This is a genomic window from Pseudomonas sp. ASL9 (assembly GCF_056680335.1).
Genome location: NZ_CM155277.1, coordinates 3,402,290 through 3,427,011 on the forward strand (window position 1 = coordinate 3,402,290; position 24,722 = coordinate 3,427,011).

Here is a 24,722-nt window from a genome sequence, read left to right on the forward strand (position 1 = left end):
ATGCTCATCAAGGCTTTGCTGAAGTTGATCAAAAAACCAACAGTTTCAACGGCTTGTGCACAAATAAGGTGAACGAGGCTGTGGATAACCTCTGGAGAGATCCCTGCAAGCCACAGGTGTCGTGGCTTGCAGGGCTTTGTGCGTTTTTTGATCAGTTTCGGCGGCGTGAGCGCAGCCAGATATCCACGCTGTACACCGCCAATCCAGTCCAGATAAACGCAAACGCCAGCAGCGTGCTGGCCGCCAGGTGCTCGCCATACACCAGAACCGCCAGCGACAAGACCAGGGTGGGCGCGATGTATTGCAGGAAGCCCAGTGTGGTGTACGGCAAATGACGCGCCGCTGCGTTGAAGCAGATCAGCGGCATGACCGTGATCGGGCCTGCGGCCGCCAGCCACCACGCCTGAGAGGTCGTCCAGAAACTGGCCTGAGCGCTGACCGCCATTGGATTGAGCAACAACCAACCAATCGCCAGCGGCACCAGTAACCAGGTTTCCACCACCAGGCCCGGCAACGCCGCCACGGGCGCCTGCTTGCGGATCAGCCCATAGAAACCGAAGCTCAGCGCCAGCGCCAGTGAAACCCATGGCAGGCTGCCGACCTGCCAGACCTGCTGCGCGACCCCGACGGCGGCCAGGCCGACTGCCAGCCATTGCAGGGGCCGCAGACGTTCGCCCAAGAGCAGCATGCCCAGCAACACGTTCACCAGCGGATTGATGTAATAGCCGAGGCTGGCTTCAACCATGCGCCCGTTATTCACCGCCCATACATACGTCAGCCAGTTGGCCGCGATCAGGGAACCACTGAGTGCCAGAACCGCCAGACGGCGCGGGTTGTTACGCAACTCGCGCCACCAGCCCGGATGCTTCCAGACCAGTAGTAACAGTGAGCCGCACAGTGCGGACCACAGCACGCGGTGGACAATGATTTCAACGGAAGGGACGGCAGCGATGGCTTTGAAATAAAGCGGAAACAGACCCCAGGTGATATAGGCGATAAGGCCCAGGATATACCCGCGACGCGGGTTGGCGGTTTGCATGGATGTTCCTTAGGACGCTAATTATTATTCTGTGTGTTGTGAATACGCGCCGCTGCCAGGAGGATGCGGCGCCTGAACTTCAGGTTGAGGATCCCGCGAGTCAGAACAACTTTAACGGCTCTTCATTGAGCGCTGACAGTTGTTCGCGCAAGGCGAGCACCTGATCGCCCCAATAACGTTCGGTCCCAAACCACGGGAAGCTATGCGGGAAGGCCGGATCGTCCCAGCGCCGCGCCAGCCATGCGCTGTAGTGCATCAGACGCAGCGCACGCAGCGGTTCGATCAACGCCAGCTCGCGAGGATTGAAGTCATGGAACTCGCTGTAGCCGTCCATCAACTCTGACAGTTGGCTCAGGCATTCCTGACGATCACCGGCCAGCATCATCCAGATGTCTTGCGCGGCGGGGCCCATGCGGCAGTCATCGAGATCGACGATGTGGAACATTTCATCGCGGCACATCATGTTGCCGGGGTGACAGTCGCCGTGCATGCGGATGTTGGTGTGCGGCGTGGCGGCGTACACGTCTTCGACGCGCTTGAGCAAATCACGCGCGACCGATTCGTAGGCCGGTAACAGGCTGCGCGGGATGCAGTTGTTTTCCAGCAGGTACGTCAGCGAATCCTGGCCGAAGTTCTTCACGGCCAAGGCTTCGCGGTGCTCGAAGGGTTTGGTTGCACCTACGGCATGGATGCGGCCGAGCAGTTGGCCCAGACGATAGAGCTGATCGAGATTGCCTGGCTCCGGTGCCCGGCCGCCCCGACGCGGAAACAGGGTGAAACGAAAACCGGCGTGTTCGTGCAGGGTTTCACCGTTGTGCACCATTGGCGCCACCACGGGTATATCGACTGCGGACAGTTCGAAGGTAAAGCTGTGCTCTTCGAGGATGGCTTCGTTGGTCCAGCGGTGTGGTCGATAGAACTTGGCGATCAGTGGCTGGCCGTCTTCGATACCGACCTGATAAACGCGGTTTTCATAACTGTTGAGCGCGAGAATACGGGCATCGCTGAGAAAACCGATGCTTTCAACAGCGTCGAGTACCAGATCAGGTGTGAGTGTTGCAAACGGGTGGGCCATGCTTACTCCTGCGCGCAGCAGGCTGCCGCGTCGGGCCAGTCATGGTAGCGCAACGCGGGTGGTTTGCGGCGACCGCGATTGTGCGGGCACGGCCTTGTCCGCGTTTCAGGCGCCGACGATCCCGCCGTCGTCCCGCGTGATGACCATCACCGAGGAGCGCGGTTTCCCGTTGGGCAGGTGTTCCGGGAAGGTCGAGCCGCCGTTTTCACCGGGGTGCTGGATGCCGACGAACAAGGCCCGCTGGTCCGGGGCGAAGCTGATGCCGGTGACTTCGCAGCCCACCGGCCCGACCATGAAACGGCGGATCTCACCGCTGTCCGGGTCGGCGCACAGCATCTGGTTGTTGCCCATCCCGGCAAAGTCGCCGGTGTTGCTCGCATCGCCATCGGTCAGAATCCACAGCCGCCCGGCGTCATCGAACCCAAGCCCATCCGGGCTGTTGAACATGTTTGCCGGGGTGATATTGCTTGAGCCGCCTTGCGGTGTATCGGCATGGACGTCCGGGTTGCCAGCGATCAGGAACAAGTCCCAGGCGAATGCCATCGCCGCCGGATCGCCGCCGCTTTCATGCCAGCGCAGGATTTGCCCATACTGATTTTTTGCCCTCGGGTTCGGGCCGCCGACTGGCTGGCCGTCATCGCCGCGTTTAGCATTATTGGTCAGCGTGCAATACACCTGGCCATCCTTGGGGCTGACCACGATCCACTCCGGCCGGTCCATGCGCGTGGCGTTCACCACGCTGGCTGCCAGGCGTGCATGGATCAGCACTTCAGCCTGGTTGGCGAAACCACTGGCCGCATCAATGCCGTTCTTGCCGTGAGTCAGTTCGATCCACTGACCCTGTCCTTTAGGGTGGTCGGGGTTGCTGTCGCCGCCATCGAAGCGTGCCACGTATAAGGTGCCGTGGTCGAGCAGGTCACGATTGGCGTTGGGGTTCTGGTGGTCGATCCTGTCGCGGCTGATGAGCTTGTAAATGAACTCGCCACGCTCATCGTCGCCCATGTACACCACTGCACGGCCATCCCTGGTTTCGGTTAATGCGGTGTTTTCATGCTTGAAGCGGCCCAGCGCTGTGCGTTTGATGGGGGTCGATGCCGGATCGAACGGGTCGATCTCCACCACCCAGCCATGCCGGTTGATCTCGTTGGGGTTCTTTGCCAGGTCGAAGCGCGGGTCGTGTGGGTGCCAGTTGATGTCTTTGCTGGCGACCACGGCACCGTAGCGTTTGAGCCCAGCATCGAACGTCTGTTCGGGATTGCTGCTGCCGAAACAATCGGTGAAGTTTTCTTCACAGGTCAGGTACGTGCCCCACGGTGTTTTGCCGTTGGCGCAGTTCTGAAAGGTGCCAAGCACGTGTTCGCCGCTGCTGTCAGTCGCGGTTTTCAGCCAGGCATGACCCGCTGCGGGGCCGCTCAGGCGGATCGGCGAGTTACCGTGAATGCGTCGGTTATAAGGCGAGCCCTGAACGAATCGCCATTGATCGTCCTCGCGCTGGACTTCGATGACCGACACGCCTTCGCTGGCCAGGGCCTTATGCACGTCGTCGGCAGATTGCGGGTCTTGGCCATGATCGAACAGGTAGCGATAGTGGGTGTATTCGTTGTTGATCGCCATCAACGCGCGATGACCGTTTTCCTTACCGGGAAACGGAAACAGACTCATACCATCGTTGTTGTCGCCGAACTGGGCTTCCTGTGCATTGGCGCTGCCTTTGCCGCTGGGGTCGAACGCGGGGCCATCGGTGTGCAGCGGCTGGCCCCAACTGATCAGGACCGAAGCTTTATAACCGGGCGGCAGGCTGATGCTGTCTTGGGTGGAGGCGGGGATACTGGCGAAGCCGAGGAGCGTGCTCGATGCTGCGCTGACGCTGGCGGCCAATGCACTGCGGCTCAGCAGGTTGCCGCCCAAAAACATCGCCGCGCCACACAGGGCGCCCGCACCGATGAAGCGACGTCGACTCAGACCGATCAACTGTTCGAGGTCAGTGGGCTGGTTTTCTTCTAATAGGCTCATGACGGGCTCCCTGCGTGGTTTGGGAGTCACCTTAATGAGCGCTTATGAAGGTATTGTGTCGGGACAGTGACGGCGCCAGCCTCAACCCCTGACTACAAAGGTGTGCCCAGCAACACGTAGGAGGGTGCGAATTGCACCTGTACCGGGCTTCCGGCTTGCAGTTGCAACGCCAATAGCTGCGCGGGTTCTGCCTGAGCGCAAAGTGTCTGGCCGCTGGACAGGGTAATGCGTACTTCGCTGGGGCTGTCTTTTGCGTCGAGAATGGCCTCTATCTGACCGCTCAGGCAATTGTGCCCTGATGTTACGGGCTGTCCGTCACCGAGCAGCTCCAACCAGCCGGCCTTGATCAGCGCCACTACGTCAGTGCCGATTTCCAGCTCCAGCCGGAGGCTGCTGTCATGGGTGATGTGTGCATCGATGAACAAGCCGCCAGCCAGTTGCAGGCGGATGAGATCGTTGTGCCCTTGGCGGGTGATGGTTTCGACACGGCCATGTAACTGATTGCGGGCGCTGGTACGCAGCATCAAGCGGCTGAGCAGGTCCAGATCACCGTTATGTTCGGTGGTGTCGAGCACTTGCGCCTGCAACGCTTGCAAACGTTGATAAAGCCGTAGCACGCGCTCGCCCTCTGCCGACAACTGCGCGCCACCACCGCCACGTCCGCCGACGCTGCGCACAACCAAGGGTTCTTTCGCCAGGTTGTTCAGCTCGTCAATGGCGTCCCACGCCGCCTTGTAACTCATGCCTGCGCTTTTCGCAGCGCGCGTGATCGAGCCTTGTTCGGCAATGTGCTGAAGCAGGGCAATACGCTGCGGGCGGCGGACCATGTGCTGGGTCAGAAGGAGGGGTAGGGACATGGTGGCGGACTTTAGTGTGAGGTGTGGAGTGTAAGGCAATTCATGGCGTCGTCCCATGCAGGAGACGCCGCCCTGTTTTCGACGCTGTGCTGTCGCGCAGCAAACGATGTAGGAGCTGCCGAAGGCTGCGATAAGGTCGGCACGACCTTCAGCGGTCTCAAGAAAGCGACCGGTTCCCGGTCGATCGCAGCCTTCGGCAGCTCCTACAGGGGATCAGCGTTTGGTTGAAAATTTAATAAGATTTATTCTTTATTTTTCAATGCGTTATTTTTTGTTTGATGAGAGCCCGGTCTACTCAATCCTCAGGCTTTGGCGTACGTGCCAGGCAATAGACATCGACCCTGCACGCGCCGGCATCAATCAATAGCCGGGCCAGTGCATTGGCGGTAGCGCCGGTGGTCAGTACGTCATCGACCACTGCGAAATGACGGCCCTTTATCTGAGCATCGTCGGCCAATGCAAACGCCTTGCGCAGATTTTGTTTGCGGGCTTTAGCGTCGAGTCCTTGCTGAGTCGGCGTCTCCAGTACCCGGAGCAACAGGCCCTCGTCCGTCGGAATGTCTACCTGAGCGCCGAGCCAGCGCGCCAGCATCGCGGCTTGATTGTAGCCACGTTGGCGCAGACGTTTGCTGGCCAACGGCACCGGCAACAGGCAATCCGGGCGTGGCAGGCCTTCAGCGAAGCGATAGTGCAGCGATTGCCCAAGCAATTCAGCGAGCAAGCGACCCATGGGCCATTTGCCCTGATGCTTGAACCGTGTGACCAGGCTGTCGACGGGGAAGTCATAACGCCAGGGCACCACCACTTCACTGAACGCTGGCGGGTGCCTCAGGCATTGGCCGCACGTCAAGCCGGCCATCGGCATGGGCAGGGCGCAGCGCTCGCAGTGATCGCCAAGCCAGGGTAAATCGGTTTCACAGCCGGTGCAGATGGGAAAAATCGCGTCCGTGGTTTCGTCGCATAACAAACACGATTGTTTGTTTTTTAACCAGATGTAAACCTGAAACGTGCTCGGTGGTTGACAGCGCATGGCTCTTCCTTAAATATGCCGAACATCCGTGTCGCGCCTGTGGGCTTTCGGTTTTGACCCACCGCCCAGGCAAATAGCCAAAGAATAAACAAGGAGCCGCCCAATGAGCGCCAGCATCACCGCCAATCTGCGTCACGACTGGACTTTAGCCGAGGTCAAAGCGCTGTTTGTACAGCCTTTCAATGACCTGTTGTTTCAGGCGCAGACCGTGCACCGCGCTCATTTCGACGCCAACCGCGTGCAGGTGTCGACCCTGCTCTCGATCAAGACGGGCGCCTGCCCGGAAGATTGCAAATACTGCCCGCAGTCCGGCCACTACAACACCGGGCTGGAAAAAGAAAAGTTGATGGAAGTGCAGAAAGTCCTGGAAGAGGCCGCTCGTGCCAAAGCCATTGGCTCGACACGCTTTTGCATGGGCGCGGCCTGGAAGCATCCATCGGCCAAAGACATGCCCTACGTGCTGGAGATGGTTAAAGGCGTGAAGGCCATGGGCCTGGAAACCTGCATGACCCTGGGTCGTCTCGATCAGGACCAGACGCAAGCGCTGGCCACCGCCGGTCTGGATTACTACAACCACAACCTGGACACCTCGCCGGAGTTCTACGGCAGCATCATCACCACCCGTACTTACGGCGAGCGTCTGCAGACGCTGGCCTTCGTCCGTGAGTCGGGGATGAAAATCTGCTCCGGCGGGATTCTCGGTATGGGCGAGACGCTGGACGACCGTGCTGGGCTGCTGATTCAGCTGGCTAACCTGCCTGAGCATCCGGAATCGGTGCCGATCAACATGCTGGTCAAAGTCGCGGGCACGCCGCTGGAAAACGCCGAAGATATCGACCCGTTCGACTTCATTCGCATGTTGGCTGTGGCGCGCATCCTCATGCCGCAATCCCACGTGCGTCTGTCCGCTGGCCGCGAAGCGATGAACGAACAAATGCAGGCCCTGGCCTTCTTCGCGGGCGCCAACTCGATTTTTTACGGCGACAAACTGCTGACCACTTCCAACCCACAGGCGGACAAGGACATGCAGCTGTTCGCACGTCTGGGCATCCTTCCCGAAGCGCGCGAAGGGCACGCTGACGAAGTGCATCAGGCGGCCATCGAGCAAGCGCTGGTCGAGCAAAAGAGCAGCGAGCTGTTCTACGACGCCGCTTCGGTCTGATCAACGTCGCCGAGCCGGTTTCACTGGCTCGGCCTGACTCTTCCCCCTAAATGCCGGAGCCTGCATGTCTTTCGATCTCCGCACGCGTCTGGCTGCTCGTCGCGCTGAACAGCTGTATCGCCATCGCCCTTTGTTACAAAGCCCGCAAGGCCCTGAAGTGGTGGTCGACGGTCAGCCTTTGTTGGCCTTTTGCAGCAACGATTATCTGGGCCTGGCCAATCACCCTGAAGTGGTCGCCGCCTGGCGAGCAGGTGCTGAACGCTGGGGCGTGGGCGGTGGCGCTTCACATTTGGTGATCGGCCACAGCAGCCCGCATCACGAACTCGAGGAAGCCCTTGCCGACCTGACCGGGCGTCCTCGTGCCTTGCTGTTTTCCAACGGCTACATGGCCAACCTGGGTGCCGTGACGGCGCTTGTCGGGCAGGGCGATAGCGTGTTGGAAGATCGCCTTAACCATGCCTCTTTGCTTGATGCCGGTTTGCTCAGCGGGGCACGGTTTTCACGTTACCTGCACAACGACGCGAGCAGCCTCGCCACGCGCCTGGAGAAAACCAGCGGCAATACGTTGGTGGTCACCGACGGCGTGTTCAGCATGGACGGCGATCTGGCCGACCTGCCAGCGCTGGCGCAAGCGGCGAAGGCCAAAGGCGCCTGGTTGATGGTTGATGATGCTCACGGTTTCGGCCCGTTGGGCGCCAACGGGGGCGGGATCGTCGAGCATTTCGGCTTGAGCCTGGAGGACGTGCCGGTGTTGGTCGGCACCCTCGGCAAGGCGTTCGGCACGGCCGGGGCGTTTGTCGCGGGCAGTGACGATTTGATCGAAACCTTGATTCAGTTCGCCCGGCCCTACATTTACACCACCAGCCAACCGCCTGCGCTGGCCTGCGCCACACTGAAAAGCCTTGAGCTGCTGCGTACTGAGCATTGGCGTCGGGAGCATCTGACGCGGTTGATTCAACAGTTCCGTAGCGGTGCCGAGCAGATCGGTCTGCAACTGGTAGACAGCTTCACCCCGATCCAGCCGATTCTGATTGGCGACAGTGGCCGCGCCTTGCGCCTGTCGCAGATGCTGCGTGAGCGCGGCCTGCTGGTGACCGCAATTCGCCCGCCTACCGTGCCCGCTGGCACTGCCCGCTTGCGCGTGACCTTGTCCGCTGCCCACAGCCAAGCTCAAGTGCAGCTATTGTTAACGGCACTGGCGCAGTGTTACCCGCTGCTCGACACAAGCGAATCGGTGGAAGCAGGCCATGCGTGATCGTCTGATATTGCTATCGGGTTGGGGGCTTGGGATCTCGCCGCTGGAGCCGTTGGCCGCTGCTTTACGCGGTCTGGATGAGCATTTACGGGTCGAAGTAGAGCCACTGCCCGAGTTTGATGTGTCTGCGTTTGGCCACATCGAGCTCAGTGAGTTGCTCGATGAGCTGGATGCCATCCTTCCGGATAACGCTTGGCTCGGTGGCTGGTCGCTGGGTGGCATGTTGGCGGCGGAACTGGCGGCGCGGCGCGGTGATCGTTGCTGCGGCTTGATGACGTTTGCCAGCAATACCTGTTTTGTGTCGCGTGACGCCTGGCCCAGCGCGATGTCACCGGAGGCCTTCGATGCGTTCATTGTGGGTTGCCGGCGGGATCCTCTGGGCACGCTCAAGCGCTTTAGCCTGTTGTGCGTGCAAGGTGCCGAAGACCCTCGCGGTCTGGCGCGTCTGCTGTATGTCGGTGCACCCCACACCCCGCCCGATGCGCTGCTCAATGGTTTGAAATTGCTGGCACAGCTCGATACACGGAATGCGTTGCAAGCTTATCGCGGACCACAATTGCACCTGTTCGGCGGCCTTGATGCGCTGGTGCCAGCGGAAGCTGCCAGCGACTTGCTGACCTTGTTGCCTGATGTTGAGGTTGGCCTGATCGAACAGGCCAGTCACGCGTTCATACTGGAAAACCCCCACGGAGTGGCTGCGGCGATCCAGGCCTTTTTACATGAGTCGGGTGATGACTGATTTCTCTCCTTTCAAACAGCCGCATCCCGAGACGCCGCACTTGACGTTGCCGGGCGCCTTGCCCGACAAGCGTCAGGTGGCCGCTTCCTTTTCCCGTGCTGCGGCCAGTTACGACAGCGTCGCTGAATTGCAGCGCGCCGTGGGCTGCGAATTGCTCGCGCGTCTGCCGGCGCAGCTGAATCCGCGGCGCTGGCTGGACTTGGGCTGCGGCACCGGTTATTTCAGCAGAATCCTGGCCGAAGATTTTGCCCCGAGCGAAGGTGTCGCGCTGGACATCGCCGAAGGCATGCTGCGACACGCGCAGCCATTGGGTGGGGCACACTACTTTATTGCTGGCGATGCGGAGCGCATGCCACTGGCGGATCAAAGCTGCGGGCTGATTTTCTCCAGCCTCGCGGTACAATGGTGCGCGGATTTCGCGGCGGTACTCAGCGAAGCGCATCGAGTGTTGCGGCCCGGTGGCGTGTTGGCGTTTGCCAGTCTGTGCGTGGGCACCTTATATGAGCTGCGCGAAAGCTGGCAGGCGGTGGACGGGCTGGTGCACGTCAATCGCTTCCGCCAGTTCGACGACTATCAACAACTGTGCGCGGCCAGCGACTTGCGGGTGCGAAGCCTTGAAGTGCAGCCCCATGTCTTGCATTACCCGGACGTGCGCAGCCTGACTCATGAACTGAAAGCCCTCGGTGCGCACAATCTAAACCCTGGCCGCCCCGGTGGCTTGACCGGGCGTGCGCGCATAATGGGTTTAATCGACGCGTATGAGCATTTTCGCCAGAGCGAAGGGCTGCCGGCCACTTACCAAGTGGTCTACGCGGTGTTGGAAAAACCTTGAACAGAAGGCACTGAGATGAGCAGTTCGTACTTCATCGCGGGCACCGACACGGACATCGGCAAAACCACCATTGCCGCTGGGCTGCTATATGCCGCCCGCCAGGCAGGCTTGAGCACGGCGGCGGGTAAACCCGTGGCGTCGGGCTGCGTTGTTGGCCCCGAGGGGCTGCGCAACGCCGATGCACAGGCGTTGCTGGCAGAGTGCTCCGTGGCGCTGACGTATGAAGAGGTAAACCCAATGGCATTCGAGCCGGCCATCGCTCCTCATTTGGCGGCGCGTGAGGCGGGAGTGGCATTGACCGTGCAATCACTGCTGGAACCCATGCACTACTTGTTGAGCAAAGGCGCAGACTTCACCCTGATTGAAGGGGCGGGTGGTTGGCGGGTACCGCTGGCGGACCAGGCCAACCTGTCCGATCTGGCAAAAGCATTGCAATTGCCCGTTATTTTGGTGGTCGGTGTGCGTCTGGGTTGCATCAACCATGCGCTACTGACCGCCGAAGCCATCGCTCAGGATGGTCTGCAGTTGGTGGGCTGGGTCGCCAATATCATCGATGGCAAGACCTCACGCCTAGAGGAAAACCTCGCCACCCTGGCCGAGCGCTTGCCGGCGCCGTGTTTGGGCAGAGTGCCTCGGCTGAAAAAGCCGACGGCTGAAGCGGTGGCGGAGTTTCTTCATCTGGAGTTGCTGGATTAAGTTGCGATCTGAGGGGGGCACGCCGCCTATCGCAGCCTTCGGCATCTCCTACATAAACCGTGGTTGCTAGGGGCCCGCGCGGGATTTTCTGCAAAGGCCGTGTGCCATTTTATGGACGGCAGAGCTTTGACTATCGTGCGGCCAATTGCCATTAGTCTTTTTGTCGGGCCTTTTAGGTTTCAGTCTGCTTCAATGACCGCTGTTCGCTCTATGAACTGAGGGTTCGACGTATGGAAATCTCCGGAAACACTGCTTTTTATTCTGGCCTGAGCAGCATTCAGGGCGGGCAGGCGCGTGTCGATCAAGCGGCCAGCCAGATCGCCCAAAATGGGGTCGAAACCTCCGCAAATAACCAGTCTTCCAACTTCCAGGCTGACCGCCTGAATTCGGTTGATCGCAGTCGACAGCCTGACTTGGCCACCAGTGCGGTGGAGCTGTCCGCAGGCAAGATCCAGGCAGAACTCGGGGTCAAGGTTGCCAAGGCTTCCGATGAAATGCTTGGCACGCTGATTGATACCCACGCTTGAATCCAGCCCTTTCGGTGCGCGCTCGCGCACCGCGATACACCTCTACCTCTTTTATGCTCAACTAAACTTTCTTTTTCAGAACAGCTCGGCATTGCACGGCTTGCGGCCTGTATGTCCTTGGCTATGGGCCTTTGTGTGCGTGGCGTATAGCCCTTCGGCGATGAATGGCGCGTTTACTGCGCTTGACAAGGTTTGGCGGTAAACGTATGTTTCAAACAACTGTTTGACCGCTAGGCATCTTGAGATTGTCCGGTGGTTGGGGGAACCCCCACAGCGACCGATCGGTCATTCATTCCAGAATTCATCAGCAGAGGTTCATTGCTATGCCTGACTACAAGGCCCCCTTGCGTGATATTCGCTTCGTTCGTGACGAACTGCTCGGCTACGAAGCTCATTATCAAAGCCTGCCGGCTTGCCAGGACGCTACTCCAGACATGGTTGACGCCATTCTTGAGGAAGGCGCCAAGTTTTGTGAGCAGGTGCTGGCTCCGCTGAATCGTATCGGCGACTCTGAAGGTTGCACCTGGAGCGAGTCTGGCGTGAAAACCCCATCGGGTTTCAAACAGGCTTATCAACAATTCGTGGAAGGCGGCTGGCCGAGTCTGGCCCATGACGTTGCGCATGGCGGCCAAGGCCTGCCTGAGTCGCTGGGTCTGGCAGTCAGTGAGATGGTTGGCGAAGCCAACTGGTCGTGGGGCATGTACCCGGGCCTGTCTCATGGCGCGATGAACACTATTTCCGAGCACGGTACCGAAGAACAGCAGCAGGCTTACCTGACCAAGCTGGTCTCCGGCGAGTGGACCGGCACTATGTGCCTGACCGAATCGCACTGCGGGACTGATTTGGGCATGTTGCGTACCAAAGCCGAGCCTCAGGCTGACGGTTCTTACAAAGTGTCCGGTACCAAGATTTTCATTTCTGCCGGCGAACACGACATGGCCGACAACATCGTCCATATCGTACTGGCGCGTCTGCCGGACGCACCGGCAGGCACCAAAGGCATCTCGCTGTTCATCGTGCCGAAGTTTCTGCCAAACGCTGACGGCAGCGTCGGCGCTCGCAACGCCGTGACCTGTGGCTCCATCGAACACAAGATGGGTATCCACGGTAACGCGACCTGCGTGATGAACTTTGACGCGGCCACCGGTTTCCTGATCGGCCAGGCGAACAAAGGCCTGAACTGCATGTTCACCTTTATGAACACCGCGCGTTTGGGCACCGCATTGCAAGGTCTGTCTCACGCCGAGATCGGCTTCCAGGGCGGCCTGAAATATGCCCGTGATCGCTTGCAGATGCGCTCGTTGACGGGCCCTAAAGCACCGGATAAAGCCGCTGATCCGATCATCGTCCACCCTGATGTACGTCGCATGCTGTTGACCATGAAAGCCTTCGCCGAAGGCAACCGCGCGATGGTGTACTTCACTGCCAAGCTGGTCGACATCGTCAAGTACGGGCAGGACGCTGAGCAGAAGAAACAAGCTGACGCACTGTTGGCGTTCATGACCCCGATTGCCAAGGCCTTCATGACTGAAGTGGGCTTCGAGTCCGCTAACCATGGCGTACAGATCTATGGCGGCCACGGTTTCATCGCCGAGTGGGGCATGGAGCAGAACGTTCGCGACAGCCGTATTTCCATGCTGTACGAAGGCACCACTGGCATTCAGGCGCTGGACCTGCTCGGCCGTAAAGTGTTGATGACTCAAGGCGAGGCGCTCAAGGGCTTCACCAAGATCGTCCACAAGTTCTGCCAGACCAACGAAGGCAACGAAGCGGTCAAAGAGTTCGTCGAGCCATTGGCTGCGCTGAACAAAGAGTGGGGCGAGCTGACCATGAAGGTCGGCATGGCCGCCATGAAAGATCGCGAAGAAGTGGGCGCCGCTTCGGTGGATTACCTGATGTATTCCGGCTACGCGTGCCTGGCTTACTTCTGGGCTGACATGGCACGTCTGGCTGCGGAAAAAATCGCTGCCGGTACGACCGAAGAAGCGTTCTACACCGCCAAACTGCAGACTGCGCGTTTCTACTTCCAGCGCATCCTGCCGCGTACCCGTACACACGTTGCCACCATGCTGTCGGGTGCAAACAACCTGATGGACATGAAAGAAGAGAACTTCGCTCTGGGTTACTAAACCCCCGCGCAGTTTCTGAAAAGCCGCTTCTCCATTCGGGGAAGCGGCTTTTTTTTGGCTGGTAATACGTGAAGGTTCTGTGGGCGCAGGCTTGCAACTACGCGTCCCGCTGCGAATGGCATCACGCAGAGTGCCTGACACATCGCGTTGATTTCTTCGCAGGCAAGCCTGCTCCCACAGGGATTAAGGCTTATTGCCATCAACTTCTCCCGCTTGCTGCCGTTAATAGAGGGGGAGTCAGGTATTTTGGCCATGTGAGTGATTAACTCAGGCGCTACAGGCACAATGCCATCTGTCGATATTTCTATTGTCACGCCGGGTAGGAGTCATCACCCTTGCCGCGTTTTTCTGCTGTACGTTTCAGCCATTTCCTGCCATCGCTGCTGTTGCTGCTTGCGGGGCTTTCAGCTGCGTATGTGAAGGATCTCAGCATCTTTTTCACCTCGCTGTTCAACGTTCTACCTACGTTGATACTGCTTCTGGGCGGTGCGTATTGCGGGGTTTATCGACGCCAGCGCGAGCTGTTTTTGATGATCACCGTGTACATTGCCTACTTCCTGCTCGACACCCAGACCGACTACTACCGCGACAATGGCAAGGTGCGGGCAGACGCTGCCGTGGTCTTTCATCTGTGCTGCCTGTTGCTGCCGCTGCTGTTCGGCGTGTTCGCCGCGTGGGAGGAGCGCACCCATCTGTTTCGCGATCTGGTTGCGCGTTTTGCAGTGTTGGTCGCCTTCGGTAGCATCGCCCTGGCGCTGGAGCAAAGTTATCCACAGGCGCTGCTGAACTGGCTGGCGGAGATTCGCTGGCCGGCCCTGCATGGCAACTGGATGAGCTTGATTCAGCTGGCGTACCCGGTATTTTTCGCGTGCTTCGTCTTGTTGACGGTGCAATACCTGCGCAAACCCCGTCCTTTGCACGCAGCGCAGATAGTGGGTTTGGTGGGGCTGTTCTGGGCGCTGCCGAAAACATTCATCTTGCCCTTCACCCTGAACATCATGTGCAGTCAGGTGATGCTGATGATTGCCGCCGCTGTGGCGCACGAGGCGTATCAAATGGCCTTTCGTGACGAGCTTACCGGGCTACCCGGACGCCGTGCGCTCAACGAGCGCACGCAGCGACTGGGGCGCAATTATGTGCTGGCGATGGCCGACGTCGATCACTTCAAGAAATTCAACGACACGCACGGTCATGACGTTGGCGATCAGGTGCTGCGCCTAGTGGCCAGCAAGTTGGCGAAAGTCACTGGGGGCGGGCGTGCCTACCGCTTTGGCGGTGAAGAGTTTGTACTGGTGTTCGCGGGCAAGACGCTGGAAGAATGCCTGCCGCATCTGGAAGCGGTCCGCGAATCCATCGCCACCTACGGCATCCATTTACGCAATCAGGATCGCCCACAGGACGACACTCAAGGGCGTCAACGCAGAAGCGGGGCTCAGGCGACCAGCGTTTCGGTGACGGTCAGCATCGGCGTCGCCGAACGGCAAGTGGAGCACCGAACCGCAGAGGAAGTCCTCAAGTCCTCCGACCAGGCGCTCTACAGTGCCAAAGGTGCGGGGCGCAATTGCGTGATGTCCCACGGCCAAAACCGCCGAGTCGTGGCGCAGATGGCCAACGCTGCCGGTTGAGTTACGGCGGCGCATTTACAAGTGACCAAAAATTACAAATCGGTCATGCTGTGACCCTATGTGTCGCAAATGGTGTTCGGGTACACTCGAGGTCTTCGTTACACCGACTCAATTTTTGCGAGGTTTGCCATGGCTGACTATAAAGCGCCCTTGCGCGATATGCGTTTCGTCCTTAATGAAGTTTTCGACGTTGCCACGCTCTGGGCTCAGCTGCCGGCATTGGCTGAAACAGTGGATGCCGACACGGTAGAAGCCATTCTCGAAGAGGCGGGCAAAGTCACCAGCAAAAGCATCGCGCCGCTCAGCCGTAGCGGCGATGAAGAGGGTTGCCGCTGGAACGACGGCGTCGTGACCACACCTGCCGGGTTCCTGCAGGCCTATCAGACTTATGCCGACGGTGGCTGGGTGGGTGTAGGCGGTGACCCGGCGTTCGGCGGTATGGGCATGCCCAAAGTGGTGTCGGCTCAGGTCGAAGAAATGATCAACTCCTCAAGCCTGGCGTTCGGTTTGTATCCGATGCTGACATCAGGTGCGTGTGTCTCGATCAACACCCATGCCAGCGAAGCGCTCAAGGCTACTTATCTGCCCAATATGTACGCTGGCGTCTGGGCAGGCTCCATGTGCCTGACCGAGTCTCATGCCGGCACAGATCTGGGGATCATCCGCACCAAGGCCGACCCCCAGGCAGATGGCTCTTACAAAATTAGCGGCACCAAGATTTTCATCACCGGTGGCGAGCACGACCTGACTGAAAACATCATTCATTTGGTGCTGGCCAAACTGCCAGATGCACCGGCCGGCCCGAAAGGCATTTCGCTGTTTCTGGTGCCCAAGTTCATGGTCAATGCCGACGGCAGTCTGGGTGAGCGTAACCCGGTCAACTGTGGCTCCATCGAGCACAAGATGGGCATTCAGGCGTCCGCTACCTGCGTGATGAACTTCGATGAGGCGATAGGCTATCTCGTTGGTGAGCCCAACAAAGGCCTGGCGGCCATGTTCACCATGATGAACTACGAGCGTCTGGGTGTGGGTATCCAGGGCCTGGCCTCCGGTGAGCGTTCCTACCAGAACGCTATCGAGTATGCTCGCGACCGCCTGCAAAGCCGCTCGCCGACCGGTGCGCAGTCCAAGGACAAAATCGCCGACCCGATCATTGTCCACCCTGATGTACGCCGCATGCTGTTGACCATGAAAGCCTCCAACGAAGGCGGTCGTGCGTTCTCCACTTACGTGGCCATGCAGCTGGACATCGCCAAATTCAGCGAAGACGCTACCGCGCGTAAGCGTGCTGATGATCTGGTGGCGCTGCTGACCCCGGTGGCCAAGGCCTTTTTGACCGACCTTGGGCTGGAAACCACCGTGCATGGCCAGCAAGTATTCGGCGGCCATGGCTTCATTCGTGAGTGGGGTCAGGAGCAACTGGTGCGTGACGTGCGAATCACCCAGATCTACGAGGGCACCAATGGTATTCAGGCGCTGGACCTGGTTGGGCGCAAAATCGTAGGCAACGGGGGTGTGTACTACACGTTGTTCGCGGACGAAATTCGCCAGTTCACCGCCAGCGCTGGTAGCGAGCTGGCTGAGTTCACCAAACCGTTGAACGCGGCACTCGATACCCTCGACGAACTTACCCACTGGGTACTGGACCGGTCCAAAGACAACCCCAACGAAATCGGCGCCGCGTCGGTCGAGTACCTGCACGCTTTCGGCTATACCGCCTACGCCTATATGTGGGCCTTGATGGCCAAGGCGGCGTTGGGTAAAGAAACCCAGGAAGATTTCTACGCCAGCAAACTGGGGACTGCGCGTTTCTACTTTGCCCGTCTGCTGCCGCGTATTCATTCCTTGAGCGCGTCGGTCAAGGCCGGCAGCGAAACGTTGTTCCTGCTGGACGCTTCGCAGTTTTGATTTTGGGTCGGACAGGTCTGACGTCGTGTAAGCATTTGCTTACATGACGTGCTGCTATTTGCCCCCTATCGCTTATGTGGATCCAAAGCTAATCTACTTCACATGGACGTAGCGCAGGAAGCGCATAAAACACAACACGGACACGTAGGGATTCCTGCCAGGATGGCGGGGCGAAAAGGATGTCAGGGAAACAGTCTGCAAAGCCCCGCTTCGGCGGGGTTTTCTTTGTGTGCGCGATTTGACGTTGCACGCCTGCGCGATGTCAGTTCAATACATCCCGCTGCGCCGGTATGCCGGGAGGTCCATTCACCGTTTCCTCCAACAATGACCGCAGCAGTTCCAACGTGGGTTGCTGCCGGTGCACATCGCGATAGACCAGCCCGACCTTGAGCGGCACCCGTGGCTCGGCGAGAGGTTTCCACAGCAGGGCAGCGTTCTCCTGAATCCGTTGTACCCGTCCCGGTAATACCGTTGCCAGTGTGGTATTGAGCAGGCTATCGAGTATGCCCGTCATGCTATTGAGTTCTGCCTGTACATGCGGCCTGCGTCCCAGGTTGGCCAGTTGTGCCTGCCAGATTTGCCGAACCTGATATTCCTCGCCCAACAACAGCATCGGCAGCTCTGCCGCCTGACTTACAGACACTTTCTTGAATTCGCGCAAGGGGTGGTCGGCGGGGATGACCAGCTGTAACTCATCTTCATAGAGCAGCAGGCTATGCAGGCCCGCTTGATGGACGGGCAAAAAACTGATGCCGATATCCAGTGCGCCATTGAGTAGCCGCCGTTCGATTTCCAGTCCTGACAACTCATAGATTTGCACCACGAGCTGTGGCTGAGCCTTGCGCAGGCGCTCCAGCAACTGTGGCACTACACTGAGCACGGTTTGCAGCACACCGATTGCCAAGGTGTTTACCGACTGCCCTTTGAAATTGCGCATCGCATCGCGCGCACGTTGCATGCCGTCGAGCAAAGGCAGGGCGTGGTTGTACAGCGTGTGTGCGGCCAGGGTCGGCACCAGGCGCTTGCTAGTGCGTTCGAACAGGCTCACATCCAGCGTGTGTTCGAGCTGACGAATCTGCTGCGAAAGCGCCGGTTGCGACAGCGAAAGTCGCTCGGCAGCACGTCCGACGTGGCCTTCCTCATATACAGCGACAAAATACCGCAGCTGCCGAAAATCCATAAGTAAATCTTATCGAAAGTGCTGGGAAATCGAAATGGCTGTGAGCCCCGAGGAAGCCTAGTCTACCCGCATTCCATAAGGCTTGCAGGGCCAGAAATTTCGATGAATAGCGTATATGTCGAAGGTGTTTACATAGGGAAAGCAAAAAACCTTGGTCATGGATTGGTCATTGATATCGACAAGCAACGGCTCGAACGCCGAACTTGGCTCTGGCCACAAGGCCTGGGATGTGATGAGCATGGTGACCCGCGCTTTCATACCGGGCCCGAACGTGCCCTGCATCACTATCCCGCCGAACACTATGCCTACTGGCGTAAGCTTTACCCGCATATCGACTGGAGTGCCCCTGCGTTCGGCGAAAACCTCTCCACCCTTGGCTTGACCGAGGAGCACGCCTGTCTGGGCGACATGTTCCGCTGGGGCGGGGCGTTGCTGCAGATCAGTCAGCCACGCTCGCCGTGTTATCGCTTGAGCCAGCGCTGGGGTCTGGAAGATATGCCACAAGAGGCGCAGGACAGTGGTCGCTGTGGCTGGTTTTACCGAGTGCTGAAGCCCGGTTTTGTCAGTGAAAACGATCCGTTCGAGCTGGTCCAGCGCACGTGTCCCGGCTTGACCGTGGCCTGGGCGTTGCGCAGTTTTTACATGGAGCCGCTGGAGCATGCGGGTCTGAAAAAACTGGTGGATTGCACGGCGCTCTCGTCACGCTGGCGCGATGTCGCGCTCAAGCGCTTGCGCACCGGGCGCGTCGAAGATTGGTCTGACCGCCTGCTGGGGTTGCCGCCGGAAGGGCTACGGGCATGAGCGTGTTCAAGCTGTTGTTTGGCCGTCGGGAGCCGACGGACGTTGGTGACGAACTGGAACTTGAAACCGCTGATGCGTACGCGGGGCTAAGCCTGTGCGATCGTCTGCGCTGCAGTACCGCCAGTGATCAGGTACACATCGTCGATACCGCCACTGAGGCCCGCGAGGTAGCGATCAGGCTGACGAGTACCTGGGGCCGACAGCATCGCCATGGTGCCCTTGGGATCATTTCGTCGGGCAGCAGCAGACCGAATGCCGTCAACGTTCCATTCAATGATCTGGCGGCGTTACATGCGGCTGTCGATGCGCAAACTGTTGCGATCATTCTGGAGCCGATTCGCGACAGCCATGAAAGCCTGACCTCGACCTGCGCGTACTTTCAGGGCGTTGCCCAGCTGTGTCGCGAGTTGAAGATCCTGTTGATTCTTGATGAAACCCGAACGGGCATGGGTCGTCGCGAAACGCTGCTGTGTGAAGAACGTTGCGGGATTCGCGCCGACATCCTCGTCCTGGGCAGTGGTGTGGAAGGCAACAGGCCCTTGGCTGCGGTATTGGCGCGCTCGACCGCCGCAAACCCTGAGTGCCGGGATGTCGTTGCGGCTTGATTGATCCGAAACCGTGGTGCGGCCTTCGGCAAGCAAGTCTCCCCTGGGAATGTGATTTTAGCCTTCCATCACTTTCCGATAAAACCGCCATTCCTCTTCCAGTGCATGGGCCAGGTTTGCGGCATTGCGGAAACCATGGCGCTCGTCGAGGTAGAAGTGGGCTTCGGCGGGGATGCCGTTGTCCAGCAGGGCGTTAAGCATGTCGCGGGTTTGCGCGGGCACCACCACGGCGTCCATTTCTCCCTGAAAGAAGATCACTGGCACCTTGATCTCGCTGGCGTGCAACAGCGGCGTACGGGCCCGGTAGCGCTCGATGTCTTTCTCTGGGTCGCCCAGTAGCCAATCCAGGTAATCGCCCTCGAACTTGTGCGTCATACGGCCCAGAGCAGCCGGATCGCTGACGCCATACAAACTCGCGCCTGCGCGGAAGACCCTACGGAACGCCAGCGCACACAGGGTGGTGTAACCGCCGGCACTGCCGCCTCGAATGAAGGCCTGATCCGGGTTGATCAGCGCTCGCTCGGCGAGGTGTGCGACCACGGCGCAGGCATCTTCGACGTCTACTTCGCCCCAGTTCAAATGCAGGCTCTGCCGATAGGCACGGCCATAACCGGTACTGCCACGATAGTTAATGTCGGCGACGGCAAATCCACGCTGACTCCAGTATTGGATACGTGGATCGAGGACCGGATAGCAGGCAGAGGTCGGGCCGCCATGAATGAACACCACCAATGGCGGTTTTTGCGCACCCGTCATGGCCGGGTAGAAAAAGCCATGGGCCTCGCCGGAGCCACTGGGGTAACGCAGCGCTTGCGGGCGGCTGATACGTTCGGCGGGCAGCGGCGCAACGCCACCGGCGACGACCTGAACGTGATGGTCTTTGCGCCGGATGGCCAGAACTGCTGCAGGGCTGATCGCAGAGGCCGCAATGCAGTAAATAAAGTGCTCATCCACGGCCAGGCTACGGAAACGGCTGTAATCGCCGGTGAAATCCTCCACCGTGCCGTCGGCATGACACAGACCCAGCTTGCCAAAACCCTCTTCGGACCAGCTCGCCAGATAGTCGCTTTTACTCAGCGGCAACCAAGTGCTACCCCCCAATTGCCAAGGTGCGGGTGAATGATCGGCTTTCGCGGCGGGCAGCGCCGCCAGACCCGTAGAAGTCTCGCCCCACGGTTGCCAGAACCCATTGTGATCGGTCAGGCAAAACAGGCGGTCGTGGGCGTCGAAGCGCGGTTGTTGCAGTGATTCCTCGGTGGTATTGCCGGCGACACAACGCGCCGGACCCCAGTTGCCATCGGCCTGGCGTTCAGCGCACATCAGTCGGGTCGAGGTCCAGGGTTGATGCGGGCGTTGCCACTCGATCCAGGCCAGGCGCTGACCGTTCGGGCTAAGGGTCGGTGCGGCATAAAAATCCGCGCCTTCAGCCAGCAGATGGCGTTGGCCGCCCGCGATATCGAGGGCGACCAAACGATGGGTGTCGTGATCTTCTTCCACGGCCAGAATCTGGCCGTTGGCAAAGCGCACATCGCCGTAACGCTTGTTGCCACGGCTCAGCCGCTCAGGGACGCTGGCGTCGAACCGCTGGCGGTAGAGTTGCTGATCGGCCTCGTTGACGAACACCACGGCATCGTCGGTCAGGCAGAACGAACCACCGCCATATTCATAGACCCGACTGAGCACGCTGAAACCGTCTGGCGTCAGGCAGTGTGTCTGGCCCTGATGCCAGCGCCAGATGCGGCAGGCGGTATCTTCAGGTCGGTATTCGTTCCAGAACAAACCGGCGGGGCTGACCGCCAGTTCTGCGAAATCAACCCCTGCGGCTACGGCCTGCGCGGCACTGAAGGGCTCAGGATTTGATGATAAGGCGTGAATTGCGTTCATTGCGGAAAGCCAACTGCTCAATGGTCTGGGTAGCATACTCGGCTTCTTCGCGGGCCTGAATAATCATCCCGTGATGCTCCGATTTGCTACAGACCGGGTCGGCATTGCTGGCATCGCCGGTGAGCATGAAGGCCTGACAACGGCACCCACCGAAGTCTTTTTCCTTCTCATCGCAAGAGCGGCAGGGCTCAGGCATCCAGTCATAACCACGGAAGCGATTGAAGCCGAACGAGTCGTACCAGATGTGCTGCATGCTGTGATCGCGCACATTGGGGAACTGCACCGGCATCTGCCGCGCGCCATGACACGGCAGGGCGGTGCCGTCCGGGGTCACAGTGAGGAAGATACTGCCCCAGCCATTCATGCAGGCTTTCGGGCGCTCTTCGTAGTAATCCGGGGTGACGAAAATCAGTTTGCACGGATGATTTTCTGCCGCCAGTTTGGCCCGGTATTCGTTGGTAACGCGCTCGGCACGCACCAGTTGCTCACGGGTCGGCAACAGGCCGGCGCGGTTGAGCAGCGCCCAGCCATAGAACTGGCAGGTGGCGAGCTCGACGAAGTCTGCTTCCAGGGCAATGCACAGCTCGATGATGCGATCGATCTTGTCGATGTTGTGCCGGTGGGTGACAAAGTTGAGCACCATCGGGTAGCCGTGGGCTTTCACCGCGCGGGCCATCTCCAGCTTCTGCGCAAAGGCTTTTTTCGAGCCGGCCAGCAGGTTGTTCACTTGCTCGTCGCTGGCCTGGAAGCTGATCTGGATATGGTCCAGCCCGGCTTTCTTGAAGTCAGCAATTTTCTGCTCGGTCAGGCCGATGCCGGACGTAATCAGGTTGGTGTAAAAACCCAGCCGACGCGCTTCGGCGATCAGCTCTGCCAAGTCCTGACGCACCAGCGGTTCGCCGCCGGAAAAACCGAGCTGCGCCGCGCCCATCTCCCGCGCTTCACGGAACACCTTAAACCACTCTTCAGTGGTCAGCTCCTGCCCTTGCGCGGCGAAATCCAGCGGGTTGGAGCAGTAAGGGCATTGCAGCGGGCAACGGTAGGTCAGCTCGGCCAGTAACCATAAAGGCAAACCGGTTTCAGGTTTAGGTGGTAGTTGCTGCGTCAATTCAGACGAGTTCGATCCAGTGTTCGGCACGAGCGACCTCCATAAACTGCTCGACGTCGGCGCCGAGTTCGGGAAAGCCTGGGAACTGTTGAGCAAGCGTCTCGATAATCACCGCGACGCTGCGCTCGCCATCGATCAGGCCTCCGATGGCGCTGGCGCTTTCATTGAGTTTGATCATGCCTTCCGGGTACAGCAGCACATGACCGTGTTGCGCAGGCTCAAACTGAAAGCGATAACCCTGGCGCCAGCGTGGCGTCAGTTGTTGATCGAAGCTCATAGCGCTATTCCCTTATGCCAGACGCGTTGGTCGGTCACGCTATGGTACGGCGGCCGATTCAGCTCGTAGGCCATGCTCATGGCATCGAGCATGCTCCAAAGTATGTCCAGTTTGAACTGCAAAATTTCCAGCATGCGCTGCTGGCCTTCAGCGGTGGTGTAGTGCTTCAGGGTGATCGCCATCCCGTGTTCCACGTCGCGCCGGGCCTGGCTTAGGCGGGTACGGAAATACCCGTAACCGGTTGGATCGATCCACGGATAGTGCTGCGGCCAGCTGTCCAGACGCGACTGGTGGATCTGCGGCGCGAACAGTTCGGTCAACGAACTGCTGGCTGCTTCCTGCCAATTGGCGCGACGAGCGAAGTTGACGTAGGCGTCGACGGCAAATCTTACGCCGGGCAGGACCAATTCCTGCGAACGCAACTGATCAGGGTCCAGCCCCACCGCCTGACCCAGACGCAGCCAGGCTTCGATGCCGCCGTCTTCACCCGGCGCACCGTCGTGATCGAGCAAGCGCTGAATCCACTCGCGGCGCACTTCACGGTCCGGGCAGTTGGCCAGAATCGCGGCATCTTTGATCGGTATATTCACCTGATAATAGAAGCGGTTGGCTACCCAACCCTGAATCTGCTCACGGGTCGAACGGCCTTCGTACATCGCCACGTGGAACGGGTGATGGATGTGGTAATACGCACCCTTGGCGCGCAGGGCCTTTTCGAATTCAGCGGGGGACAGCACAGTGGCGTCGCTCATGTTGGCTCCTATCAAACAACCTGTAAGTGATTGAAAAATAAAATATAAATGTTATTAAATTTTCAGCCAAACGCTGATCCCCTGTAGGAGCTGCCGAAGGCTGCGATCGCCCCGGGGTCGCGTCCGACGGAACCGGTCGCTTTCTTGACACCGCTGAAGGTCGTACCGACCTTATCGCAGCCTTCGGCAGCTCCTACAGGACCCAGTTTGCTGCGCGATAGCGCTCCTAAAGCTCGATACTCATGCCGTCGTAAGAAACTTCGACATTGCGCCAGGTCAGCTCGGCGCGCTCGGGGGAATCCTCGTCAAGGATCGGATTGGTGTTGTTGATGTGGATAAGCACTTTGCGCTGGTCTGGCAGTTGCTCCAGGATTTCGAGCATGCCGCCAGGGCCGTTCTGCGGCAGATGGCCCATTTCAAGACCCCTGCGCGTGCCGACGCCACGGCGCAGCATTTCGTCGTCGTCCCACATCGTCCCGTCCACCAGCAGGCAGTCGGCAGTGCGCATTTTCTGCATCAATGAGTCATCGATTTTGCCCAGGCCTGGCGCATAGAACAGCTTGCCGCCAGTTTTCAGGTCTTCGACGATCAGGCCAATGTTGTCGCCTGGATGCGGGTCGAAGCGGTGCGGCGAGTAGGGTGGGGCGGCACTGCGCAGCGGGAACGGGGTGAAGCGCAGGTTTGGGCAGGCGGGGATGACGAAGCTGCCCTCAAGCTCGATGCGGTTCCAGTTAAGGCCGCCGTTCCAATGGGTCAGCATGGGGAACAGCGGGAAGCCGCTGCTCAGGTCTTCGTGAACCATGTCTGTGCACCAGACCTCATGCGGGCAGCCTTCGCGCAGGCTGAGCAGGCCAGTGGTGTGGTCGATCTGGCTGTCTATCAAAATAATGGCACTGATGCCGGTGTCGCGCAGGGCCCGGCCCGGCTGCATGGGCGCGAAGCTTTGCAGTTGTGCGCGAATGTCGGGCGAGGCGTTGCACAACACCCAGTGCACGCCATCGTCCGACAGGGCGATGGAGGATTGAGTGCGCGCCACAGCCCGCAGGCTACCGTCGCGAAAACCCGCGCAGTTGGCGCAGTTGCAGTTCCACTGGGGAAAACCACCGCCAGCGGCGGAACCTAGAATCTGGATGTACATATCAGCTCCACCATGCGAGGTCCGAAATCTGGATTTAAAGGGCTCTACACATAAAAACGCCCCGGCGAGCCGAGGCGTTACACCGCGTCA

General features: G+C 59.3%; 22 protein-coding genes. 11 read left to right on the top strand and 11 right to left on the bottom strand.

Annotated features, from left to right (window positions below; translation table 11 throughout):
• Positions 1-151 precede the first annotated feature (151 nt).
• The 5 genes from rarD to AC1ME2_RS15695 form a co-directional block, all read right to left on the bottom strand.
• Entirely contained in the window at positions 152-1,039 is an 888-nt protein-coding gene (rarD, locus tag AC1ME2_RS15675; RefSeq protein ID WP_480435076.1) for an EamA family transporter RarD, read from the bottom strand.
• Between the two features lie 100 nt (positions 1,040-1,139).
• Positions 1,140-2,114 carry a serine/threonine protein kinase gene (locus tag AC1ME2_RS15680; RefSeq protein WP_480435078.1) on the bottom strand — a complete coding sequence of 325 codons (975 nt, stop codon included), beginning with the start codon at positions 2,112-2,114 and terminating at the stop codon, positions 1,140-1,142.
• 105 nt (positions 2,115-2,219) lie between these two features.
• Positions 2,220-4,127: a PhoX family protein gene (locus AC1ME2_RS15685; RefSeq protein ID WP_480435080.1), complete on the bottom strand. Its 1,908-nt coding sequence runs from the start codon at positions 4,125-4,127 to the stop codon at positions 2,220-2,222.
• Between the two features lie 92 nt (positions 4,128-4,219).
• On the bottom strand, positions 4,220-4,984 hold the full coding sequence (locus AC1ME2_RS15690) for a TOBE domain-containing protein (protein WP_480435082.1): 765 nt from the start codon (positions 4,982-4,984) through the stop codon (positions 4,220-4,222).
• A gap of 295 nt (positions 4,985-5,279) precedes the next feature.
• The gene (locus AC1ME2_RS15695; protein ID WP_480435084.1) at positions 5,280-6,014 is read right to left on the bottom strand and encodes a double zinc ribbon domain-containing protein; all 735 of its coding nucleotides are present in this window, start codon (positions 6,012-6,014) and stop codon (positions 5,280-5,282) included.
• A gap of 103 nt (positions 6,015-6,117) precedes the next feature.
• On the opposite strand from AC1ME2_RS15695, the gene bioB reads away from it, so the two are divergent.
• From bioB to AC1ME2_RS15740, 9 genes are all read left to right on the top strand, one after another.
• Positions 6,118-7,176, top strand: coding sequence for a biotin synthase BioB (bioB, locus tag AC1ME2_RS15700; protein WP_480435086.1), 1,059 nt, complete (start codon positions 6,118-6,120; stop codon positions 7,174-7,176).
• 64 nt (positions 7,177-7,240) lie between these two features.
• A complete protein-coding gene (bioF, locus tag AC1ME2_RS15705) occupies positions 7,241-8,431 on the top strand; it encodes an 8-amino-7-oxononanoate synthase (protein ID WP_480435088.1) in 1,191 nt (396 codons plus the stop codon).
• Positions 8,424-9,170 carry an alpha/beta fold hydrolase gene (locus AC1ME2_RS15710; RefSeq protein WP_480435089.1) on the top strand — a complete coding sequence of 249 codons (747 nt, stop codon included), beginning with the start codon at positions 8,424-8,426 and terminating at the stop codon, positions 9,168-9,170. Before bioF ends, AC1ME2_RS15710 begins: the two co-directional genes overlap by 8 nt.
• Entirely contained in the window at positions 9,163-10,002 is an 840-nt protein-coding gene (bioC, locus tag AC1ME2_RS15715; protein ID WP_480435091.1) for a malonyl-ACP O-methyltransferase BioC, read from the top strand. The genes AC1ME2_RS15710 and bioC overlap by 8 nt, the downstream gene beginning before the upstream one ends.
• Positions 10,003-10,017: 15 nt before the next feature.
• Positions 10,018-10,698 carry a dethiobiotin synthase gene (bioD, locus tag AC1ME2_RS15720; RefSeq protein ID WP_480435093.1) on the top strand — a complete coding sequence of 227 codons (681 nt, stop codon included), beginning with the start codon at positions 10,018-10,020 and terminating at the stop codon, positions 10,696-10,698.
• Positions 10,699-10,928: 230 nt separating this feature from the next.
• Complete coding sequence (locus AC1ME2_RS15725; RefSeq protein WP_480435095.1) at positions 10,929-11,225, top strand: pyrroloquinoline quinone biosynthesis protein PqqE; 297 nt, start codon at positions 10,929-10,931, stop codon at positions 11,223-11,225.
• Positions 11,226-11,548: 323 nt separating this feature from the next.
• On the top strand, positions 11,549-13,354 hold the full coding sequence (locus tag AC1ME2_RS15730) for a phenylacyl-CoA dehydrogenase (protein WP_480435097.1): 1,806 nt from the start codon (positions 11,549-11,551) through the stop codon (positions 13,352-13,354).
• A gap of 335 nt (positions 13,355-13,689) precedes the next feature.
• Positions 13,690-14,979, top strand: a complete 1,290-nt coding sequence (locus AC1ME2_RS15735) for a GGDEF domain-containing protein (protein ID WP_480435099.1) — start codon at positions 13,690-13,692, stop codon at positions 14,977-14,979.
• A gap of 129 nt (positions 14,980-15,108) precedes the next feature.
• Positions 15,109-16,887: an acyl-CoA dehydrogenase C-terminal domain-containing protein gene (locus AC1ME2_RS15740; protein ID WP_480435100.1), complete on the top strand. Its 1,779-nt coding sequence runs from the start codon at positions 15,109-15,111 to the stop codon at positions 16,885-16,887.
• Between the two features lie 262 nt (positions 16,888-17,149).
• Here AC1ME2_RS15740 and AC1ME2_RS15745 read toward each other — a convergent pair whose 3' ends face one another.
• Positions 17,150-18,067, bottom strand: a complete 918-nt coding sequence (locus AC1ME2_RS15745) for a LysR family transcriptional regulator (protein ID WP_480435102.1) — start codon at positions 18,065-18,067, stop codon at positions 17,150-17,152.
• A gap of 102 nt (positions 18,068-18,169) precedes the next feature.
• Between AC1ME2_RS15745 and AC1ME2_RS15750 the strand changes: the two genes are divergently transcribed.
• Positions 18,170-18,868, top strand: coding sequence for an MOSC domain-containing protein (locus AC1ME2_RS15750; RefSeq protein ID WP_480435104.1), 699 nt, complete (start codon positions 18,170-18,172; stop codon positions 18,866-18,868).
• Entirely contained in the window at positions 18,865-19,473 is a 609-nt protein-coding gene (locus AC1ME2_RS15755) for an aminotransferase class III-fold pyridoxal phosphate-dependent enzyme (RefSeq protein WP_480435106.1), read from the top strand. The genes AC1ME2_RS15750 and AC1ME2_RS15755 overlap by 4 nt, the downstream gene beginning before the upstream one ends.
• Before the next feature lie 57 nt (positions 19,474-19,530).
• On the opposite strand, the gene AC1ME2_RS15760 is transcribed toward AC1ME2_RS15755, so the two are convergent.
• The 5 genes from AC1ME2_RS15760 to pqqB form a co-directional block, all read right to left on the bottom strand.
• Entirely contained in the window at positions 19,531-21,357 is a 1,827-nt protein-coding gene (locus AC1ME2_RS15760; protein ID WP_480435108.1) for a S9 family peptidase, read from the bottom strand.
• On the bottom strand, positions 21,323-22,495 hold the full coding sequence (pqqE, locus tag AC1ME2_RS15765) for a pyrroloquinoline quinone biosynthesis protein PqqE (RefSeq protein WP_480435109.1): 1,173 nt from the start codon (positions 22,493-22,495) through the stop codon (positions 21,323-21,325). Before pqqE ends, AC1ME2_RS15760 begins: the two co-directional genes overlap by 35 nt.
• Entirely contained in the window at positions 22,467-22,742 is a 276-nt protein-coding gene (gene pqqD, locus AC1ME2_RS15770) for a pyrroloquinoline quinone biosynthesis peptide chaperone PqqD (protein WP_480435111.1), read from the bottom strand. The genes pqqE and pqqD overlap by 29 nt, the downstream gene beginning before the upstream one ends.
• A complete protein-coding gene (pqqC, locus tag AC1ME2_RS15775; RefSeq protein WP_480435112.1) occupies positions 22,739-23,494 on the bottom strand; it encodes a pyrroloquinoline-quinone synthase PqqC in 756 nt (251 codons plus the stop codon). Before pqqC ends, pqqD begins: the two co-directional genes overlap by 4 nt.
• A 226-nt stretch (positions 23,495-23,720) precedes the next feature.
• Positions 23,721-24,632, bottom strand: a complete 912-nt coding sequence (pqqB, locus tag AC1ME2_RS15780) for a pyrroloquinoline quinone biosynthesis protein PqqB (protein ID WP_480435114.1) — start codon at positions 24,630-24,632, stop codon at positions 23,721-23,723.
• Between the last annotated feature and the right edge of the window lie 90 nt (positions 24,633-24,722).

Bases quoted from the DNA above. Each gene is read 5' to 3' on its own strand.
- rarD (WP_480435076.1), bottom strand. From the start codon at position 1,039: ATGCAAACCGCCAACCCGCGTCGCGGGTATATCCTGGGCCTTATCGCC.
- AC1ME2_RS15680 (WP_480435078.1), bottom strand. From the start codon at position 2,114: ATGGCCCACCCGTTTGCAACACTCACACCTGATCTGGTACTCGACGCT.
- AC1ME2_RS15685 (WP_480435080.1), bottom strand. From the start codon at position 4,127: ATGAGCCTATTAGAAGAAAACCAGCCCACTGACCTCGAACAGTTGATC.
- AC1ME2_RS15690 (WP_480435082.1), bottom strand. From the start codon at position 4,984: ATGTCCCTACCCCTCCTTCTGACCCAGCACATGGTCCGCCGCCCGCAG.
- AC1ME2_RS15695 (WP_480435084.1), bottom strand. From the start codon at position 6,014: ATGCGCTGTCAACCACCGAGCACGTTTCAGGTTTACATCTGGTTAAAA.
- bioB (WP_480435086.1), top strand. From the start codon at position 6,118: ATGAGCGCCAGCATCACCGCCAATCTGCGTCACGACTGGACTTTAGCC.
- bioF (WP_480435088.1), top strand. From the start codon at position 7,241: ATGTCTTTCGATCTCCGCACGCGTCTGGCTGCTCGTCGCGCTGAACAG.
- AC1ME2_RS15710 (WP_480435089.1), top strand. From the start codon at position 8,424: ATGCGTGATCGTCTGATATTGCTATCGGGTTGGGGGCTTGGGATCTCG.
- bioC (WP_480435091.1), top strand. From the start codon at position 9,163: ATGACTGATTTCTCTCCTTTCAAACAGCCGCATCCCGAGACGCCGCAC.
- bioD (WP_480435093.1), top strand. From the start codon at position 10,018: ATGAGCAGTTCGTACTTCATCGCGGGCACCGACACGGACATCGGCAAA.
- AC1ME2_RS15725 (WP_480435095.1), top strand. From the start codon at position 10,929: ATGGAAATCTCCGGAAACACTGCTTTTTATTCTGGCCTGAGCAGCATT.
- AC1ME2_RS15730 (WP_480435097.1), top strand. From the start codon at position 11,549: ATGCCTGACTACAAGGCCCCCTTGCGTGATATTCGCTTCGTTCGTGAC.
- AC1ME2_RS15740 (WP_480435100.1), top strand. From the start codon at position 15,109: ATGGCTGACTATAAAGCGCCCTTGCGCGATATGCGTTTCGTCCTTAAT.
- AC1ME2_RS15745 (WP_480435102.1), bottom strand. From the start codon at position 18,067: ATGGATTTTCGGCAGCTGCGGTATTTTGTCGCTGTATATGAGGAAGGC.
- AC1ME2_RS15750 (WP_480435104.1), top strand. From the start codon at position 18,170: ATGAATAGCGTATATGTCGAAGGTGTTTACATAGGGAAAGCAAAAAAC.
- AC1ME2_RS15755 (WP_480435106.1), top strand. From the start codon at position 18,865: ATGAGCGTGTTCAAGCTGTTGTTTGGCCGTCGGGAGCCGACGGACGTT.
- AC1ME2_RS15760 (WP_480435108.1), bottom strand. From the start codon at position 21,357: ATGAACGCAATTCACGCCTTATCATCAAATCCTGAGCCCTTCAGTGCC.
- pqqD (WP_480435111.1), bottom strand. From the start codon at position 22,742: ATGAGCTTCGATCAACAACTGACGCCACGCTGGCGCCAGGGTTATCGC.
- pqqC (WP_480435112.1), bottom strand. From the start codon at position 23,494: ATGAGCGACGCCACTGTGCTGTCCCCCGCTGAATTCGAAAAGGCCCTG.
- pqqB (WP_480435114.1), bottom strand. From the start codon at position 24,632: ATGTACATCCAGATTCTAGGTTCCGCCGCTGGCGGTGGTTTTCCCCAG.